This is a genomic window from uncultured Shewanella sp. (genome assembly GCF_947501665.1).
GTDB lineage: Bacteria > Pseudomonadota > Gammaproteobacteria > Enterobacterales > Shewanellaceae > Shewanella.
The window spans coordinates 67,881-87,868 of record NZ_CANMWS010000004.1; the positions used below are offsets into that span (position 1 = coordinate 67,881).

General features: G+C 38.1%; 20 protein-coding genes. 8 read left to right on the top strand and 12 right to left on the bottom strand.

The features are described from left to right. Positions 1-53: 53 nt before the first annotated feature. Genes Q0976_RS03925 through Q0976_RS03935 form a run of 3 tightly spaced genes read right to left on the bottom strand, consistent with a single transcriptional unit; the run spans position 54 to position 2,251 of the window. The gene (locus Q0976_RS03925) at positions 54-791 is read right to left on the bottom strand and encodes a TIGR04219 family outer membrane beta-barrel protein (protein ID WP_299491194.1); all 738 of its coding nucleotides are present in this window, start codon (positions 789-791) and stop codon (positions 54-56) included. Between the two features lie 2 nt (positions 792-793). Further along, positions 794-1,765, bottom strand: coding sequence for a DUF2333 family protein (locus Q0976_RS03930; RefSeq protein WP_299491196.1), 972 nt, complete (start codon positions 1,763-1,765; stop codon positions 794-796). Between the two features lie 15 nt (positions 1,766-1,780). Then, a complete protein-coding gene (locus Q0976_RS03935; RefSeq protein ID WP_299491198.1) occupies positions 1,781-2,251 on the bottom strand; it encodes a copper chaperone PCu(A)C in 471 nt (156 codons plus the stop codon). 41 nt (positions 2,252-2,292) lie between these two features. Between Q0976_RS03935 and Q0976_RS03940 the strand changes: the two genes are divergently transcribed. Then, positions 2,293-3,048, top strand: coding sequence for an enoyl-CoA hydratase-related protein (locus Q0976_RS03940; protein ID WP_299491200.1), 756 nt, complete (start codon positions 2,293-2,295; stop codon positions 3,046-3,048). Positions 3,049-3,104: 56 nt separating this feature from the next. Here Q0976_RS03940 and Q0976_RS03945 read toward each other — a convergent pair whose 3' ends face one another. The 3 genes from Q0976_RS03945 to dusA form a co-directional block, all read right to left on the bottom strand. Further along, the gene (locus tag Q0976_RS03945) at positions 3,105-3,290 is read right to left on the bottom strand and encodes a PspC domain-containing protein (protein ID WP_299491203.1); all 186 of its coding nucleotides are present in this window, start codon (positions 3,288-3,290) and stop codon (positions 3,105-3,107) included. 130 nt (positions 3,291-3,420) lie between these two features. Next, complete coding sequence (locus Q0976_RS03950) at positions 3,421-3,723, bottom strand: hypothetical protein (RefSeq protein WP_299491206.1); 303 nt, start codon at positions 3,721-3,723, stop codon at positions 3,421-3,423. Positions 3,724-3,948: 225 nt separating this feature from the next. Continuing rightward, positions 3,949-4,935: a tRNA dihydrouridine(20/20a) synthase DusA gene (gene dusA / locus Q0976_RS03955; protein WP_299491209.1), complete on the bottom strand. Its 987-nt coding sequence runs from the start codon at positions 4,933-4,935 to the stop codon at positions 3,949-3,951. Positions 4,936-5,813: 878 nt separating this feature from the next. Between dusA and Q0976_RS03960 the strand changes: the two genes are divergently transcribed. The 7 genes from Q0976_RS03960 (at position 5,814) to Q0976_RS03990 (ending at position 14,142) form a co-directional block, all read left to right on the top strand. Continuing rightward, positions 5,814-7,697, top strand: a complete 1,884-nt coding sequence (locus Q0976_RS03960) for a VTT domain-containing protein (RefSeq protein WP_299491212.1) — start codon at positions 5,814-5,816, stop codon at positions 7,695-7,697. Between the two features lie 150 nt (positions 7,698-7,847). Further along, positions 7,848-8,573 (top strand): EboA domain-containing protein, encoded by a 726-nt coding sequence (locus Q0976_RS03965; protein ID WP_299491214.1) that lies wholly within the window; start codon positions 7,848-7,850, stop codon positions 8,571-8,573. Positions 8,574-8,852: 279 nt separating this feature from the next. Next, on the top strand, positions 8,853-9,878 hold the full coding sequence (locus tag Q0976_RS03970; protein ID WP_299491216.1) for a hypothetical protein: 1,026 nt from the start codon (positions 8,853-8,855) through the stop codon (positions 9,876-9,878). A 173-nt stretch (positions 9,879-10,051) separates the two neighbouring features. After that, on the top strand, positions 10,052-11,368 hold the full coding sequence (locus tag Q0976_RS03975; RefSeq protein ID WP_299491218.1) for a hypothetical protein: 1,317 nt from the start codon (positions 10,052-10,054) through the stop codon (positions 11,366-11,368). A 138-nt stretch (positions 11,369-11,506) separates the two neighbouring features. After that, positions 11,507-12,106 carry a LysE family translocator gene (locus tag Q0976_RS03980; RefSeq protein WP_299491220.1) on the top strand — a complete coding sequence of 200 codons (600 nt, stop codon included), beginning with the start codon at positions 11,507-11,509 and terminating at the stop codon, positions 12,104-12,106. A gap of 164 nt (positions 12,107-12,270) precedes the next feature. Further along, positions 12,271-13,200, top strand: coding sequence for a class A beta-lactamase (gene bla / locus Q0976_RS03985; protein ID WP_299491221.1), 930 nt, complete (start codon positions 12,271-12,273; stop codon positions 13,198-13,200). A 12-nt stretch (positions 13,201-13,212) separates the two neighbouring features. Further along, complete coding sequence (locus Q0976_RS03990; protein ID WP_299491223.1) at positions 13,213-14,142, top strand: M14 family metallocarboxypeptidase; 930 nt, start codon at positions 13,213-13,215, stop codon at positions 14,140-14,142. Between the two features lie 297 nt (positions 14,143-14,439). On the opposite strand, the gene alr is transcribed toward Q0976_RS03990, so the two are convergent. The 6 genes from alr to Q0976_RS04020 form a co-directional block, all read right to left on the bottom strand. After that, on the bottom strand, positions 14,440-15,516 hold the full coding sequence (gene alr / locus Q0976_RS03995; RefSeq protein WP_299491225.1) for an alanine racemase: 1,077 nt from the start codon (positions 15,514-15,516) through the stop codon (positions 14,440-14,442). Between the two features lie 88 nt (positions 15,517-15,604). After that, positions 15,605-17,011 (bottom strand): replicative DNA helicase, encoded by a 1,407-nt coding sequence (dnaB, locus tag Q0976_RS04000; protein ID WP_299491227.1) that lies wholly within the window; start codon positions 17,009-17,011, stop codon positions 15,605-15,607. Positions 17,012-17,349: 338 nt separating this feature from the next. Then, a complete protein-coding gene (locus Q0976_RS04005; RefSeq protein WP_299491229.1) occupies positions 17,350-18,018 on the bottom strand; it encodes a response regulator transcription factor in 669 nt (222 codons plus the stop codon). Between the two features lie 352 nt (positions 18,019-18,370). After that, positions 18,371-19,174: a CsgG/HfaB family protein gene (locus Q0976_RS04010; protein WP_299491231.1), complete on the bottom strand. Its 804-nt coding sequence runs from the start codon at positions 19,172-19,174 to the stop codon at positions 18,371-18,373. Positions 19,175-19,180: 6 nt separating this feature from the next. Continuing rightward, a complete protein-coding gene (locus Q0976_RS04015; protein WP_299491234.1) occupies positions 19,181-19,573 on the bottom strand; it encodes a curli assembly protein CsgF in 393 nt (130 codons plus the stop codon). A gap of 11 nt (positions 19,574-19,584) precedes the next feature. After that, on the bottom strand, positions 19,585-19,977 hold the full coding sequence (locus Q0976_RS04020; protein ID WP_299491236.1) for a curli production assembly/transport protein CsgE: 393 nt from the start codon (positions 19,975-19,977) through the stop codon (positions 19,585-19,587). Positions 19,978-19,988: the final 11 nt, after the last annotated feature.

The following is a 19,988-nucleotide window of genomic DNA, read 5'->3' on the forward strand; positions in this document are numbered from 1 at the left end:
TAAAAAAACCGCGTTAATCGCGGTTTTTTATTATTAACGATACATAATGAAGTTTAAAATACCACTTCAACTCCAGCGAAATAGCCACTCGATTTTAGATCAGTACTCACATCAGAAAAATCATTCACATCAAACATGAACTCACGATAACCTACACGTAAATTATAATCCAACGCGAGCCCATCAATTTTCCACCCCAAACCCAATGAGTAATCATAAACATTAGACTCATTGGCCCCAACCATGATATTGGTAAAACCATATAACCCAATACCGGGCACACTGGCCATGGCATCAACATAGCCCATGACTATCCCGCTATTCACATTTGTTTTTGAACTCGTCGTGCTATTACTCACTCGAAGCGAGCCATGCATTTTCTTATACGCACCGCCCACATCTAATGAAACAATGTCATTATCCAGTAATTCATAATACAAAATAAAATCTGTATTACTTAAGTCCGTTCGAGTATTGGCATCGCCAGTATAATTGACACCGTCAAAAGTAAAATTAGCCGATGCGGTACTGCCATCACTCACAAGGCGGTTTTCACGAATTTTAATATTAGGAATAATCGGAACGGGATGTTCAAAAGCAAACCAAATACTCCCTTGAGAACCATCACTGTAATTAAAACTTTGCTGTGAACCGCCATTACTGCCTAACGTACCACTAGTATCAGCTCTCCAGTAATCGGCTCCAGCTTTAAAACCAAGCAAGGTTGATGCTTGAGCGCTTGAGCCGATAAAACCACTGAATAATGCACACGCTAATAACGTTTTTTTCATAGTTAACCTTGAGTTAATAAATTAGTAAGATCAATAACGGCCGCATTGGCACGAGAAATATAATTGGCCATAACTAAGGAATGATTAGCCATCATACCAAAACCAGACCCATTGAGCACAATAGGGCTCCAAACAGTTTGCTGTGTTTCCTCTAATTCACGAATAATTTGCCGTAAACTGACTCGAGCATTTTTCTTCTCTAAGACATCAGCAAAGTCTATTTCAATGGCTTTCATGAAATTGAGCAAAGCCCAACTTGCTCCTCGAGTTTCATAAAACACATCATCAATTTTCCACCAACTGGTTTTCACCATACCTGTATTGGCATTAGGTGTAGATTGTTTTGCCGATAAATCACCAGCCAAATCAATATTTAGCCTCTCTTGGCCTACGCTTGCGGACAAACGCTGAGATAAACTCCCTAGACGTTTTTGCACTTCTTTTAACCATTCATTGAGATTATCAGCACGAGCAAAAAACTGTGCATTAGGTGAATTGGGATCTTTCAGCCTAGCCCTATAGAGTTTTAGCAACTTAACTGATTGTTTATATTCACCTTCTGCACTTGGCACTAGCCAACTAGTGTGTTCAATATTAAGTTTAGATTGGGCCGCCAATAGATCTTTATCCGCTGTTGATTGAGATTGTGAGCGGCTAAACTCTTTTCTCATCACCAAAGCTAAGTCTCGAGCTTGTTCTAAAGCCCCAAACTCAAATGCAGGCATGTTATCCATAAAAACAGAAGGCGGCATCACATCATTAGATAACCAGCCGCCTGATTTATTTAATAAAGTATCCATTGTCATGATTAACGCTGATGTCGTGGTATACCCTACAACCTTACGCTCACTCGCGGTGGTATAGGTATCTGGATTAAGCACAGGAGGTTCGATACTCCACCAAACACTCACAAAATAACCAATAATGATTAAGCCACTCACTAGGGCGATAAACTTCTTCCATGTGAATTTCATCAAATAGCACTCCCGTTAATGGTGAGAATGTGCAGCTACTGCACTATGTTGTTTTTTTATAGGTAAAGTCACAGGCAAAGATTCGCCATTATCAAACAATAAAACCAAATCGACAGTATTCCCCACTTCTAAAGGCTGATTGAGTCCAATCAACATAATATGATTACCGGTCTCTAATAGTGTAAGTTGACCTTTTTCTGGCAAAGCAAATTTATCAGCTTGCCGCATTTTTATCATGCCATTATCATCAATCAAACGATGTAATTGGGCTTCTTTTGCAGCATCAGTCTTAACTGATACTAAATCAGTCGCTTCCCCTAAATTTTTTAAACTCAAATAAGCCGCCGAATTAGGGACACTTGCGGGCATGGCTCTCACGTAGCCTGTTAACAATTCTACTTTTCCTAAAGCAGAAAAGGATAAACTAAACAGAACAACGAAATTAAACAGGTGTTTGAATATTGGCTTCAATGTCTTAAACTCCATTTAAACTTATATTTATCATATTGTCATAAAGGAAATTACGTATGAGCAAAATCCAGGTTAAAGATGTTAATGGTGTGCGCGTATTGATACTGAATCGCCCAGAAAAACGTAATGCAATTGACCTAGAGATGTATACACAGTTAACAGAATACCTCATTCAGGGCAACTCAGACAATGATATTCGTGCCTTTATGATCAGAGGGCAAGTCGATTGTTTTACCGCAGGAAATGATCTAAAAGATTTTTTAAAACACACTGACATTGATCCCCAGCATCCCGCTTTTCGATTTCTTTTTACATTATTAGACATCACTAAACCGATAGTCGCTGCCGTTGCTGGCGCTGCCGTGGGAATTGGTACGACTTTGTTACTACATTGTGATTTAGTATACGCAGATAAAAGTGCAAAATTTCAATTACCTTTTGTTCACTTAGCCCTCGTTCCAGAAGCGGCATCCAGTCTACTACTCTCTCAAATTGTTGGACCACAAAAAGCTGCTGAATTACTATTATTAGGAGACAGTTTTGATACTGAGGCTGCCCATAAATTGAATATTATTAATGAGATTTTACCGTCAGAAACCTTATTTGACTTTGCATTTACTCAAGCCTCAAAATTAGCCTCGATGCCGCCTCAAGCTATGCAAGCCAGTCGACGTTTGATGAGAAGTAACAATGATGCTATCCGTGCTCAGATGCATGCTGAATTAGAAGAGTTCAGTACTCGATTAAAAAGTGATGAGGCTAAAACACGCTTTCATGCATTTTTAAACAAAAAAAACCGTAAACAAGCTTAAACAACGAAGGGAAGCCGCTATTGAAGTCAAATGCACCTTCCCTTACTAGCGCCCTCCTATTTAGACAATATCCATGCCAGTAAAAAATAGGTCAACAATCCAAATACAGGATTAAGAATAATGAAAACAGCACTAATAATACGAGTCCAAAAAAGGGACCAACCAAAGCGTGATGATATGTTTGCTACCACACCACAAATCATTGAATCCCTGTTTGAAGAATGAACAGAGCTTGAACGCATATTTGTTCCCTCCTAATTTATATAAATAATTTATACTATTAATTAATAAAGAAATATCTCATTATCGTTGCAAAAAATGCTAAACTCAAAATGGGCATTAATAATATAACAAGGCTCAAATATAAAAAGCTCATTCTTGCTCCAATTTGTCACTTTTAACATCATTTTCACCTATTGATAGTTCAGGAGCGAGTATTGCCCCTAATTGATGTTCAAATAACATTTCAGACATTTGCAACTGTATTAAAAGCGACAATTCTGCTTTTAAAGAATCAACAGCTTCATCCATTTGCGCCGTAATCGTATTGCCAACGCGATGAGATAAATCAATATCGATACTTGATTCAGCATGAGCCGACATAGGCATTGCCATCAATAAGACAAATAACACTAAATATTTTCTAGCCGTTTGAATATGAGTTAAATTAAACATCTGGTCTTCCTTTTCCATATTGAAATATTCAATAAATCATTAATAACAGTTATCCTGATAAAGCAAACTGTGTGCCAATACAGGTAATATATTGATATATAAGTACTATTTTAAATTAAAGGAAAGGCTTTATGATCAAAGTATTGAATATAACAATAGATTTTGCAAAATTGACCAACATATGGTCAATTTTTGCAAACAGAAGGAAATAAAGATCAAAAACCGCTAAGAAACTTGCGCCATTTTTTCTCTTGCTTGTAAAACCACTTCAGCACCTGCTCCTGATTTATGAGCATTTTCACTTAAATAGCGTCGCCACACTCGCGACCCCATTTCACCTTGATAGAGTCCAATAATATGCCGAGTAATATGATTCAGCTTGCCGCCTTGTTTGACATGTCGTTCTATGTAAGGCAATAAAGCATCCAATACTTGATCCCGGCTAAGTATTGAACGCTCCATTCCACATAACTGTTGATCAACCTCAGCTAAAAGATAAGGATTTTGATAAGCTTCTCGCCCAATCATCACCCCATCTAATGTTTGTAAATGCAGCTTAGCTTCAGCTAATGTTTTAATACCGCCATTAATACTGAGATCCAGCGTTGGAAAATCTTGTTTTAATTGATGTACTCGAGCATAGTCTAATGGGGGAATTTCTCGGTTTTCTTTTGGGCTTAAGCCATTAAGCCAAGCTTTACGTGCATGGATAATAAAGGTATCACAGCCCGCTTCAGCAACAGTTTCAACAAATTCAGTTAAGAAAGCATAACTGTCTTGCTCATCTATACCAATACGCGTTTTTACCGTAATGGGAATATCTACAACCTGCTTCATACTGGAAACACACTCAGCAACCAATTGAGGCTCACTCATTAGGCAAGCTCCAAATCGACCACTTTGCACTCTATCTGAAGGACAGCCTACATTTAAGTTGACTTCATCATAACCCCTGTCAAAGGCGGCTTTCGCACAAATCGCTAACGCTTGAGGATCTGAGCCTCCTAATTGCAAAGCCAGAGGGTGCTCCTCTTCGTTATAAGCAAGGTAATCTCCTTTTCCATGGATGATGGCCCCTGTTGTCACCATTTCAGTATACAAAAGCGCTTTAGAAGACATTAATCGAGCAAAATAACGATAATGTTTATCAGTCCAATCAAGCATGGGCGCAATGGAAAGCGTCCTATCAAGCTTTTTTTCTTTACTTTTCATTACTTACCTTAAAAATACTGCTTTTTACATTTCACTTAAACTACTTGTAAGTGCTTGTAACGTCCTCCTGTTTCAATGTACGCCCTCTATAGCGCCCCTTCTTCAGTAGGACAATTTAAGGTTATGGCGTCATATTCAGTCAAAAATAGCAAAAATCGATGGAATTTTAACTACTGTTGCGGAGTCATCATTAAAAATCTATCTGAATTATACAGGGTGAAAAGTCAATATGTAAGTCACACATCATCAGGCGAATTAAAGGGCAGCCATGGAGAATTAAATCGCACATAAAGCTTAAAATCCCCCCTAAACGGATTATGCTTTGTTAACGATAACGTAATCTTAGTACGCCCAATTCAATATCTGTGTTAACAAACAACAAAACGAATAATCAAAGAAATATAGCCATTCAATCAGTTATGTATACATAATAAAGATATTAATCACTAAAAATATACATTCAGACTACATCCCTCCAAAAACATCTTATTTAATTGAATTAGTTATAATACTTATCATAGTAATACCTCATTTTAAATGACTCACTTATCCATTTCATGGCATGCTTATGTGCTCAATTATCAAGTGTAAGAAAAGTGACATCATTCACATTTTTATTAATACAAGTATTGCGTTAATCGAATGTAGATATTATGTTGCTATATGTTGGATTTTTATATTTTATTGTTTATTTTATATCAATAAAGGGCATTGAATATCAACTTTCAAACGTGTGAAGTAATCGATACCACAGGCAATTACATATTGAGTCGCACTGAGTTTACTTGAAACCACTTTGCGGCCTTTTATAACTCATGTTCATCATTAAGATGATTTAGAACAGCCATTTTAAGGGCCAATTGACTTAGGAGAAAAACATGCTGCGTTCGGCTCACCTTTGTATCCTCTTAACCACCCTCACTTTAATGGTTATTTTATCTTTCCTCTTTTTAGAGCAAAGTACGACAGAAGTCATTTCAACTTTTTTTCTTCAACTGCAGCAAGAAAGGCCTCAATCGTATTTATCAGCGCTCTTTTTAATCTTAGTATTAAGCGTGAATGTTATTTTACCGATACCTGCAAGCTTGCCTTCTCTTTTTGCAACCGAACATTTTAATCACTTATTAGCCCCTATCATCATTTGGTTTGGACTCACAACCAGCTCCTTAATAGGATACTGGCTTGGTCACCACCTAAAAAATATAACAGCCATTTTCAATACTTCTTCTCCCATTGCTTACCAAACAAAAAAAAGTGCTGATCACGTTTCAAGTATCATGCTCATTTTATTTCGAGCCATACCCGTTCTTGCAGAAATATCGGTCATTACTGCAGGTATTTTACAGCTTCCCATTCGACAATTCATATGGCTCATCAGCCTGAGTAATATTGGTTTATCATTGGCCTATAACCAACTAGGTTCATCAGCATCTAGTAGCAATGCTATCTTATTTTTAATCATTGCTGGCACCGCATTACCAAGCATCGCAGTGCTTATACACAGCGCTTTTTCCTTAATATCTTCTCTTTTTAAACAAAAAAATAATCACCCAGCTAATATAACGCGTTCAAGGAGCTCGATAACTGGAAATAAACTGACGCAATCAACTGTTTCATCAAAGTCAACTCATCCTATTTTTACAACAACAAATGTATGGTCTACTCATTCCAGCATTTCCTCTCCTTTATTGGCTTTTTTAAATACCCTATATATTCAGCAAAAGAGTAATACTTTCGTTTGTATTATTGATCAAGAAACCACTCAAAGAAAACCTTATTTACCGATTGAAATACAAAAGTTTTTCAATTTTAACATACACTTAAGCTTAATGTGTGAGCCAGTGATTACCAGCATTAATTCGACAGACAAGATTGAAGCAATCAAGTCGCTTTTTGCGGAAAATAAATTAAACAGAAATACGCATTTCATTGTGATTGGCACAGAATATTTTTTTCAGGGAATATCTGTCACTCTTAATAGCCTTTGCTCTAAGGTACCCATTATTTTCATGCCATCAACCCTGTCCTCCCAAGCATACACTAGCATTATTGAAGACAGCTCATTACAAGGCGGATCAAAAAGAGATAATAGCAAATACTATTGCCCCCCTTTAGCTATCTTCAATGACTTCAAATTGTTGTCTTCCATAACCCAGCAAACACAACAAGGGCTGGTATTCATTGTCAAAATGGCATTACTCAAAGATGCGCAATTTTTTAATTGGATTGAAATTAATGCCGATGCTTTACGGCTTAGCCAGCCAAACGAAATGCAATATGCCATTTCTCGTTGCACTCAATTAAAACAACAGCATTTAAGCAGTAGTTTACATTTTTATCATCAAGAAAGTACCAGCCAACTCGAATACGGACAATGGAGTCATCAATTATTATCTAGCAAGCTCAACCTCCCATTAGAACATGCTGAAATAATGGCAATAAGCCTTGTTTTGAACGCCTTTTATTCAAGCCAAATTGGTTTACTTAATCAAGAATACGCCCAAAGAGTGGTCAAACTATTCGATAAGTTAGATATAAAACTATGGCATGAAGAATTAAAGGGAAAGCTGCAAAATCAATTGATAGCAAACCTAAAAGAGAAGACTTACGCGGACTTACCGGTCCCTTTATTAACGGCAATTGGATACAGTAAGACGATTCAAGGCATTGAATCGCACATCATGGAAAAAGCCATAAATACTTTATATAACGATGAACTAACAAAGAAACATGTTATCCCAAAACAAGCGATTGTCGCTTAAATCAATTACAAGGAAGGAAGGGAGCTAACCGCTCTCTTCATACAATACGAGACATTGCATAATACTTAACCTTATTATAATTAAACCATATTATTTGAAAATGAAGTCGAATAATGACCGTAAAAAAACACAACAACGCAAGGAGCTACGATGGTTTCATCTGACAAGAAAGCAATAAAACAATTAACACAATTATTTACTGACACTGTCAATCAAGAACAAATCGACTGGTTTTATAGTGTGATAGGACTAATACAAGCCACACTACCAAACAACACCCCTAAGCAACTGGCTAAATTGTGGAGTGAGGCAAGTAATAACACCTCTCATTATCTAGATAATACAATCATAAATTATAAAACAACAAGTTGGGAATGCGATCAACTCGCACGCTTTCTGCTCTTTACACACACATTATCATGCTGCCATGAGCTCCAAAGAAAAGAATTATGTGCTTTATGCTTTCATTTTGCCGATGACATAGAGGCTATTGCGATTACCAGAGGATTACATCTCGCAGATACAGAAGGAAAGTTGGTACAGCAGTTTATCGAACTTAGCAATTCTAACTATCCACCTTTATTTGCTGCTATCGCGTTAAACCATCCTTGGCCTGCAAGATACTTCAATACAGAAGCCTTTAATCAGCTAGTACTTAAAACCTTGTTTCTTGATTTAGATGCTTCACAAATAATCGATCTCAAAAAGCGACATAACCCTGCATTGTCAATCTTAGCAGCCGACTTATTACGCGAACGTTTGCTAACGAAACGTCAACCTCCTCAAGCCATTTTGTCAGTTATTGAGCCCCAACACCTCAATGTCAATGATAAAGCATTAATCAATCGCTTCTACTTAGAGGGAATTCCTGCATAGTTTTTACTCTATAAACCAGTACCACAATCAGGCTAACGCATATTATACATATGCCAAATTCGTTCAAAAATTGAATGAGATTAAGGATAATCTGAGCCGATTGAGGTCTCGTAATTTATGTCACTAAATATATTATCCATGTGATATCGATTCTTTTTCACCATAATGCCCTACCAAATACAACATCAGAAGCTAATATAAATAAAACAACCAGTGTAAAACATAATATAAAATCATTATGAAAGCCCCGCTATTTTGACAGAAAAGAAGGAAGCGAGTATGCCACCAATCCATCTCACCACTTTTTTTTCACCTCTTTTATTAAAAGATAATTCATTGTTATTATATTTTTTATTCTTTTTCTGTGCGGCTACGTTAGCAAACACACCAATAAACCAAGATAAAACAGGCAAAAATAAAACAACCAACACATATGAAACTTATGGCGTACATAATGACCTCGGTTGTAATGAGCAAAATGGTTTTTGTTTAGCACCTCGAGCCAGAAATGCCCCCAATAATCCTATTTTACCTTTAGAGTGGATAAGCGACTGGATTATGTTCAGAGTAAAGCAAAACTATAAAGACAATCCCCCTCCTTACACAAATCCACCTTCGACGTTACAACCTGAAGATTACACTGTTTCCTATGGAACCACCTTTTATGACGCCAACTATTTACCCCTGCACGGTGATGGTATCGGTGCCATGATGACCCACTATGATAACTATTGCCTACCGATTTTTCCTATTGAAAATAATAACTATACTTGTAGCATCATTTCATTAGGCAATAAAACGTATTTTATTACCTATCCGCATAACAGGCCCCAATTAATGCCAACCTGTTGCTTATTCTCCCCATACCACCATGCAATGCGACCCGATTTTGTCAAATACCTAAACTATGATTTTCTTCGTAGTAAACACCTTAATCACTCTATTTTGGCCTATTCTCGACAACAATTAACCTTACATGGCCAAGTACTGTTTGGTTTTGCCTTCCATAAAGCAGTCTCACCAGATGCATTTAATACACCTGGGTATCAACATCCCCATTCATTCTTTTTCTCTGGAGACTATAATACGGCCAATGCCCCAATAGTCAGTCAAAATTACACCAGTTTTAGAGTCGAAAAACCCAATCCAGCACATACTTGGGAACGTGTATCAAGAATGTGCCCAGCAGTACCGAAACCATGCCAACTTTTTAATTATTCAAATTTACTCAAAACCAACAATAATCAATTAAAAATACTGCCTGCTGGCTCTGGTTGGGATCAAATAAAATCTGAAAAAAATTAATGGTGATATTTAAACAATAAGATATTTTAACCGTTGAATTCAATTAAAAACACACTGTTACACTGTCATTGTTTTCATAATAAAGTCGTACATTAATTGACTTTCCATATAGATAACATTGTTTATCACAATTTTATCCCCCTTAAGAAGTCACAAAATAGAAAGGAAACCTCATGAATAAAATTATTGTTTATTTAGCGCTTGTCATTATTGTTGTTTGCGTGTTTTCACTCATTTTCTCTCCTCGCCACTCTATACTCACAAGCTCACATTCTCATTGTCAATTTCCAAGTAATGCCCCTCATATTACTGGGACAATAACGGATTTCAATCAATACAGTTGGCAATTATTCATTGCCCTGAATTGGCCATCAAAATCAAAACTTACAGGGCAACCCGATTGCACTTTATCCCTTAAGGATAAACAACAAAGCGTCTGGCAAAACTATAAAAACATCAAAGCACTATTTGATAATACGCAACAAACACCCCCCAAATGGGGGGGGGAAGCACCTTTGACCTTATCTCAGTTAACGAAAGTCACTGCTCAAGCAGCCAACTTAGCTGAATTACAGCAAATCGGAGGATGGCTAATTGATCAGCAAGGTCACCCCACTTATTATGAAATATTCATCAATCAAACCTCATTCAACTATATTGTTGAAAACAAATTATATGATAGTCATCAACTCGCCCACACAAGAAAAATCCATTTCCCCAATTCATCCACTCACATTAAAGCAAGTTGGCGACCATTAAATCTGATAAATGATGACTTAAATCGCTATATTACTAAACAAGCAGATATACAAGAGTTTGATTCACTTGGACAAAAAACAACTCAAATAAAGAATGTCACGCTGGGACTAGTGGGCTTACACATTGCCACTAAGGCATCAGGGTATCCTCAATGGATTTGGTCTACTTTTGAGCATATAGATAACGTACCGATCCAAATAGTAGAGAATAACACAGTCGTTAATCAACCAAAGCCTAGCATTCAATATCACTATTACAATATTCACACTCCTTCAAGCAAGGTTAATCAATCTCCATGTTTATGGATTGAACGCCCTATTCTTAATAAACCAAGTACTGTCTTTTCATCCCTCAATGAATCAGCCTTATGTCAACCAAAAGAAAATATCAGCTTTAATACCCCAACCCCCCTTGACCGAGTCACGCCTATCCATGAAATGACAAATGAAGTCAACCAATACCAACACGAAAATAATCCTGTTAATGATACGGTATTAGAAAACTATCAATTAATCGTCACCCAACGCCCTTCACAGCCCCAACACCCTCATGATCCTCAAGGAAAACCAATCCCAAAACTCGCAGCCAATATCACCATGGAAAGCTATATACAAAACACGAGTAGCTGCATTGGTTGTCATTCAAAAGCAAAACTTCCTAATAGTCAGACAACTTCAGATCACAGCTATTTATTCTTATCAATCCCCACCGCTGCCGCGCCAATTCAATAACCGGCAACGCTTCCTTTCAACACATTCGCTTTGCATTTATTTTGACCAACCTTTCTCCTTCTATGTTAATATATTGTTTTAATTTATTATTATCTGATAGATCATAATATTCAATACATCATATCAAGGAGTCAGATTTTGATTGAAGCTGTTATTACCCTGATCACCACCACCGCCCTATTACTGGGATCACCAGGCCCTGCTCCACTCGCTCTTGCCGCAACAGGTGCGACACATGGTATAAAAAAAGGCACACCATTTTTATGCGGTATCTTACTTGGTTTATCCGTGGCCATTGTAGGCACAACCATGGGATTGGCCTCCCTCTTTGCTCATTGGCCTGAGTTACAAATCACGGTACAACTCTTAGGTGCTGCCTATCTTGTCTATATCGCCTTTAAAATTGCGACAGCCCCAGTCAGCCCCAATGTAAATGCATCCTCAGTCAACGCGCCGTTATTAAAAGATGGCTTTATTCTCAACTTATTAAACCCTAAAGCTTACGCAGCTTTTTTAGCTATTTTCTCTCAATTTATTTTACCGTTAACCAGTGAGATACATTCCTACATTGCCACTGGTATTATATGCTTAGCCGTTGCAGCCATTGTCGATACATTATGGCTATGTTTTGGTGGCTTGTTACGTCCACTCTTTCAACATCCACGTCAGGCTAGAATATTAAGGATTTTATTCGCCATATTAATGATCTTTGCCCTTGTATGGGCGTTAATACGCTAGCTTATCTCCTCTAACACGGAAAATGACGATCCCATTAAGGTGCCATTTAATTGAGTTACAATCATTTTAATGACACTTTTCATATTCATATTGCCATTTTTCCCTAATGTATAATGGATTAAAAATATGCTCTAATAGGTTTACCTTTCTTACTTGGCTTCGTCATGCAATTAAAAAAAATCATTACACGCTATTGGGTGAGTCTCTTGCTCCTCCCAATGACTCCCTTCATGTCATATGCCATCACAGCGTCAATAATGAAGTCTTCCAATGCGCAATTATCACCATCGACTATTGAATCTCAACTGATAAAAAAATTCTCAGCTCTTGAAAAGCAATATGGTGGTCGCATAGGCATATCATTCATTAACCTTCGAGATAATAGTACAATTTATTATCGCGAAAATGAGCGCTTTCCTTTTGCCAGTACCTTTAAAGTCATGGCAGTTGCCGCTATCTTAAAAAAAAGTGAGTCAGATACTCGCTTATTAAATAAAAAAATTGCTTATACCAGACAGCAAGTCAATAACTCGGGCTACGCCCCCATTACTTCAAAGCATATTCAAACGGGCATGACCGTAGAGGCTTTATGCGCCGCAGCGCTCAAATATAGTGATAATACCGCCGTTAATCTGCTAATAGAGCAGCTTGGTGGACCGAATAAAGTTACCGCCTTTGCCCGCAGTATTAATGATGAATACTTTAATCTCACTCGCTGGGAGCCTAAACTCAACCTTGTCTACCCAGGAGAAAGCCATGACACAACAACGCCTCAAGCTATGTCATTAAGTCTTAAAAAGTTAGTCATTGGTAGTGCACTACAAAAACCGCAAAGAGAAAAACTAAAAGGTTGGCTTATTCAAAACACAACGGGAGACACTAAAATTCGTGCTTCTGCTCCAACAACTTGGATTGTCGGTGATAAAACAGGTAGTGGCAGTTTTGGCGCCACTAATGATATTGCTGTCATCTGGCCGTCAAACAGTGCTCCTTTAATACTCAGTATTTATTATGTACAAGACCATATTAATGCAAAACACAATAACAAGGTTATACGAGAAGTAACGACAGACCTACTCAATGCCATTAAATAGGATAAACAGCAAATGAATACCTTATCATTAGAATGGGGATTAAAAGAAAAAAACGCTTGGTTAGCGGCTCAAACAATTCAGCGCTCATACCAAGACGAAGTGGTAGCTAAAATCAAGATATTGAGCGAGCTATTTACGGTCAAACAATATGGGGCATTATCCTATGATCCAGCTCGTTATCCTCTCTACGTGGTAACCACATCAAATTGGCATAAAGATAAACCCACATTACTCATCACTGGAGGCGTTCACGGCTATGAAACCAGTGGGGTGCAGGGTGCGCTTGCCTTTCTAAAACAAGAATCACTCCATTACAGCAATATATTTAATATCATTGTTGTACCTTGTATCAGCCCATGGGGCTATGAAACCATCAATCGATGGAACCCTTTTGCAGTCGATCCTAATCGGTCATTCTATTCTCAAGCACAAGTAAACGGCATTAATCACGACGCTGAAGAATCCCGTTTATTAATCCAATACCTAAGGGAGATTAACCACACAATATTCATGCATATTGATTTACATGAAACCACAGACACAGACAACAGTGTGTTTAGGCCCGCGTTAGCAGCAAGAGATGCAAAACCACAAAAAACCTGGAATATTCCAGATGGTTTCTATTTAGTCGGAAACAGTGATAACCCTCAAGATGCATTTCAACAAGCAATCATTAACGCGGTACAAAAAGTGACTCATATTGCTCCTGCTGATGAAGAAAACAAGCTCATCGGCGAACCGATATCTCAATGGGGAGTAATTAATTATCCCACTCAAGCATTGGGTCTATGCAGCGGGATGACCAAGGCTAAATATACCTCCACCACAGAGGTTTATCCTGATAGCCCTCGTGTAACAGATGCAATATGCATTCAAGCACAAGTAGCGGCCATTAAAGGGGGAATTGATTATCTTATTCAACATGAAATCACACCAATCTAAGTAACCTGGTGTTCTATTTAAAATTGCTACTAGCGTCAAACAGCCGTGACCGCCATGAATGGTGAAAATGTCTGTTAAAGCAGTAACAATTTATAACCTTACCTACTGTATTTTTCATTCCCACTAAATGATCACTTATTGACTTAGATTGGTATTATTCCCCTCGACATCAAATAAAAATAATCAAACCATAATATAGAAAAAAGGAGTCAAACAATGACTCCTTTCCCCAAAAATCACTTAAAGATGCGTGCGTTAGAGTGATTTTGCTATAAAACATCAGAACTTAAAAAGCCTTTAACCTAAACACACAGCCACTCTTGGTGTCAATTTAGTCACCAGTTCATAAGCTATCGTACCAATATGTTCTGCGACAACTTCAACGGGTAATTTGCTCCCCCAAAGCATCGCTTCATCACCCACCTTATCGCTCGCATCAACGCCTAAGTCCACGCTTAACATATCCATTGAGACTCGACCAACTATAGGTACTAATCGGCCATTAACCCAAACAGGCGTCCCCTCAGGGGCATTTCGAGGATAACCATCACCATAGCCTATTGCCACAATCCCTAACCGTGTATCTTGCTTAGCCTGCCAATAACTGCCATAGCCTACTGGTTCGCCTGCTTTATGATCGCGAACAGCAATCAGTCTTGACACTAAATCCATCGCTGGAAGCAATCCATGATCGCGACCTAAATCCTCATTAACCGGTGAAACACCATATAAAGCTATACCGGCTCGTACCCAATCAGCTTGCGTTTCTTTCCAATAAAGCGTTCCAGCTGAGTTTGCTAATGAATGATGACCAGGTAAATCTCGTGTCAAACCAGAGAATACTTCAAGCTGAGCCGATGTCATCGGATTATTTGGCTCATCAGCGCAAGCAAAGTGCGTCATTAAATGAATGGGTTTAGCGACATTTTCACATCGCATTAAACGCTCATACATTGAATGAAATTCTTCAGGTGTGAAGCCTAATCGATGCATACCAGAATCAATTTTTAACCACACATTAACAGGAGTAGAAAGGCTCGTTTGTTCTAACATCTCTAATTGAGAGCTATGATGTACTACCGTTTCAATATCATGTTCAACTAATTGATAAAGGTCATCTGTTCGAAATACACCTTCCAATAATAATAATTTTGCTTTCACGCCACCAGAACGCAATATCAACGCCTCTTCAAGACGTGCAAGCCCAAAACCATCCGCCGTTTCTAAGCAACTCGCTACATTCAGCAACCCATGCCCGTACCCATTGGCTTTAACAACGGCCATCACTTGACTATTAGGTGCGATTTCTCGCAACCTTTTCATATTATGTTGTAATGCAGAACGACTAATCTCAGCACGAGGAAATGGTTTCAAACAATCACCTAAATTTTATATTTTATTGTCAATGAGCGCTAAACTCTAATTTAATACACATGCATGAACATTGAATGAAAGTAAAAAATTAATCTTCTTCAAATTGTGGGCCAGCATAATTATCAAATCTTGAAAATTGCCCTTGGAATGTTAAACGTACGCGCCCAATGGGTCCATTACGTTGTTTACCAATAATAATCTCGGCAGTGCCTTTGTCTTCAGAATCATCATTATAAACTTCATCACGGTAAATAAACATAATCAAATCAGCATCTTGCTCGATAGCACCTGATTCACGCAAATCGGAATTCACTGGACGCTTATCTGCTCGTTGCTCCAATGAACGGTTAAGCTGAGACAGTGCGACAACAGGAATTTCCAGCTCTTTTGCTAATGCTTTTAATGAGCGAGAAATCTCAGAAATCTCTAGCGTACGATTATCCTTCAAAGCCGGTACTTGCATTAATTGCAAGTAATCTATCATGATCATGGACAAACCACCGTATTCTCTGGCAATACGCCTTGCACGACTTCTCACCTCTGTAGGCGTTAAGCCTGAACCATCATCAATATACATTTTACCTTGTTCAAGCATAATCCCCATAGTAGATGACACTCTAGCCCAATCGTCATCATCTAACTGACCCGTACGAATTTTTGTTTGATCCACTCGCCCAAGAGATGCCAACATACGCATCATAATTTGTTCCGAGGGCATCTCTAAGCTAAAAATTAAGACAGGTTTATCTTCATGCAATGCAGCTTGTTCACACAAATTCATGGCAAAAGTGGTTTTACCCATCGAAGGACGCGCAGCAACAATAACAAGATCCCCAGACTGAAAACCTGCGGTCATTCCGTCTAAATCACCGAAACCACTAGAAACCCCTGTAACACCATTAGTGGGGTTATTGTATAACTGTTCAATCTTATCAACCGTTTTCTCTAAAATGGTTTTAATGCCTTCAGGTCCTTCATTAGCATTTGTTCTTTGTTCAGCAATTTTGAAAACCTTCGTCTCAGCCAGATCAAGCAACTCTCCTGAATTACGACCTTCTGGGTTAAACCCAGCATCCGCAATCTCATTCGCCACTTTAATCATATCCCTAACTACGGCTCTTTCTCGGACAATATCGGCATAGGAATGGATGTTACCTGCACTGGGTGTATTTTTTGCAATTTCGCCGATATAAGCAAATCCGCCAACATCCTCTAACAAATCCTCAAGCTCAAGCTGTTCAGCAACAGTAATTAAATCAATTGGTTGACCAGAACCAACTAAAGATTCCATCGCCCCAAAAATCATTCCATGGGCACGTGAATAAAAATCTTCTTTTACTATTGCCTCAGCCACTTTATCCCACGCATCAGCATCAAGCATGAGCCCACCCAATACAGATTGCTCAGCTTCAATCGAATGAGGGGGCATCTTTAATGCATCCATTTGTAAATCACGAATGGGGGCTTTGGCCTTGAAGGCACTTTGTTGTGACATTGACTCTCCAAAATACAGCAAACATGCAAAGCATGATTTAATACAAGCTTAAAAACAAAAAATTTAATGAATATTACAATGATTTATTAAAATCACATCAATTAATCTTGAAATGAAAACCACAGGATTTAATCTAGCAACATTCTTTATAGCGCATTGTGCAACCGCTATTGTACAGCCTGTTGCCCCTGCGCCCAAGAATTAAGTGAGGATAGGGAAAAATAGTGACCATGAAAATCGATGAGAAATGAGAGCCAAAAATAAAAACGCCGCCGCCTTGAGGTTGATTATTCAGCCCCAAGCACGACACAGATAATATTGAATAGACTACAAAACCTTTAACTCACATTCAATTCAAACTGACTTTGATGAGATTGGGCCCAACGAAGTAACTCCACTCGATTTCGAGACTGAGTTTTTCTAAAAATAGATGAAATATGTGCTTTTACTGTATGCTCACTAATGCATAATCGATGAGCAATTTCTTTATTCCTCGCTCCACTCGATACCAGATGAATAATCGTTCTTTCTCGACTTGTCAGCATTTGCAGCATGACAACCGTATCTTGTAGCGCATTTTGCCCGCCATCTAACCGCCGTATCAGTTGACTAAATGTTTGACTCAATAATACTCTATCAAACCAAAGTTCACCTTCTAGCATTTTCCTCAATGCACTTAATAATAAGTCCATGCCTTGATCGGCATACAAAATACCTTTGATCCCTAATAGCAATGCAGACTCAGCTTCAATCGTTCCTCTCTCAACTTGGTATAAAGCAACAGGATATTGAGAGACTAATTGCGAAGCCAATAAAGGAATACCTTTACTGTCCATCGCGGCCCCTTTTTGCGAAATAAGACAGAAGCCTTGACCGGCATTCTCTGCAGATAATTCAGAAACTTGTTTGACGACCCGCGTTTTAAAACCAATTGATTCGGCCAATATAGCCAAATGACATGGCGCAGCCAATTGATGAATAAACACTAACTCATCGATTTTACCCATAGGATTGTTCTCCCTGAAAGTTTACGTCTGATCAAACTCACCTCCTGATTGATCAGTGTTTGATCTCGCTTAATAATAGAAATTAGCTCGCCTCAAACGACCTAGACACAACATTAATATAACATTTAGCAATAAATTACTAGTAAAGTCTTCAATATCTATCAAACAAAGATAAAAAGAATAAATCCAACAAAAAATCTTTGAAAAATAACTTTCCCAAGATTTTACCATGAATATGAAGACCTAAAGAGAATAAAATAAATGTTACGTCGAAGGGAAAATGAGAAGAAACCGAGATTAGACACAGTTTCTTCACTGAAAAGTTAACATTATGTATAATTAAAAATCAGACTTAAGAGGCGGTAATTTTTTGAGTATCACCTTGAGTTGTGTTGTTTGATGGACTCCAATAACCTAATTCAGTACCTTGTTCAATTAACTCAACGACAGCTAATTCTATCGCCTGTAAAACACAAAATTGCACCGGCTCATTGGTTGTGTAACCTATTTCTGCTTCGGCTAGACGATTAAGACTCGTATATCGAAAAAGGCCTGCACGCATTTCCTGAGAATAAACACGTTTTGTCGTCGATACTGACATCATCACCTTACCGGTATGAACATCCACAGCTCTGAGATAAATGGTAATTTGATCTTCACGATATAACTCTGATGCACCAATACCGTAATATTCTACACCAGCCCCACCAGTACTGATGTTTGTTTCGTAACTGATAATCCCACCTTCAAGCAATAATCGAGCATCAGTTAAATGAGGTACTTCAGCCGGTTTAGATTTGACCACTTGTTTCTTAATGATTTTTCTTTCTGTTAGTAAATTTTGCAATCCTTCACGTTCAACAGGTGAAAACCATTTTGAATCCAGCAAGGTTTGCACCAACATAGAGGTCGCTCCCTGAGTGACCGCAGTTGAAAACGAACTCACATTTTGTTGCGGCTTATATTGACCCGTTTGATCACGAAAAGAATACACAGCAACAGGTATAGGGTATTTAGGCTTAGGCTGGCTCTGTAATGTTTTCATTGTATCACTAACAGTATTAAGCTCAGCGGGTGTCACACTTAATATTGGCTTTGGAAATAAACTGCATCCAGATAAACAAAGTAAACCGATAAAGGGAAGTATTTTTTTCATTATTATTTACCCAAAATCCGACATTCTGATAATAGTCACTTCTGTCGGATCTAATACATTTGTAATGGTGATAACGGTATCACCACCTAAAGAAACAATATCAATTAAATAATCACCCGATGTAAAGGTGCCATTTTCTATTTCCCCATTCGTCACACCTCGTGTAATTTCACTGATCATATTCCGTTCTAACGACTCTTGAAAACGGGTAACAAAATCATCATCACTCCCTTGTTCGGTATGATCATTTTGTGCATTAGCTTTGTTTAATAAATAAGAGCCAATAAGAGGGTTACCACCAAAACTTGGGTTTAACGGGGTATAAACTAACTCTGTTGCGTGTAAAGCTGTACTTGAAAAGCATGCCGCTGTCGCGAGCATTAACATCCTATTGTTCATTATTCTCATTCCTAAAAACCATCATTGACTGTCGACAATTCACCCGCAATAGCACCCGCTCTGACTCGAGCAATATGATCAATTGTCAATAAAATTGCTTGCTCAGCTCTTTCTTTAATGGGGTTTGCTCGACGTCCGAAATGAGTCACATAAATTTTCTCGCCATTAAGTTCTAGCGTTAATTCAGTGCCCGCCTGAGGAAATACAGTTTCATAAAGCGTCACATTAAAACCTTGCGTAAAAGGTAAACTGCGCCAATAACTCGAATAATAAAAATTAAAATCTTTACCAAATCGAGTCAATGTTCTGTCTATGACTAACCCACTGATCTCAATATCATCGTCAGCTGCCAATACTGGCAAAGCTAAAAAAAAACATAATAATAGAGTGATTATCTTCGTCATTCCCCCTCCAA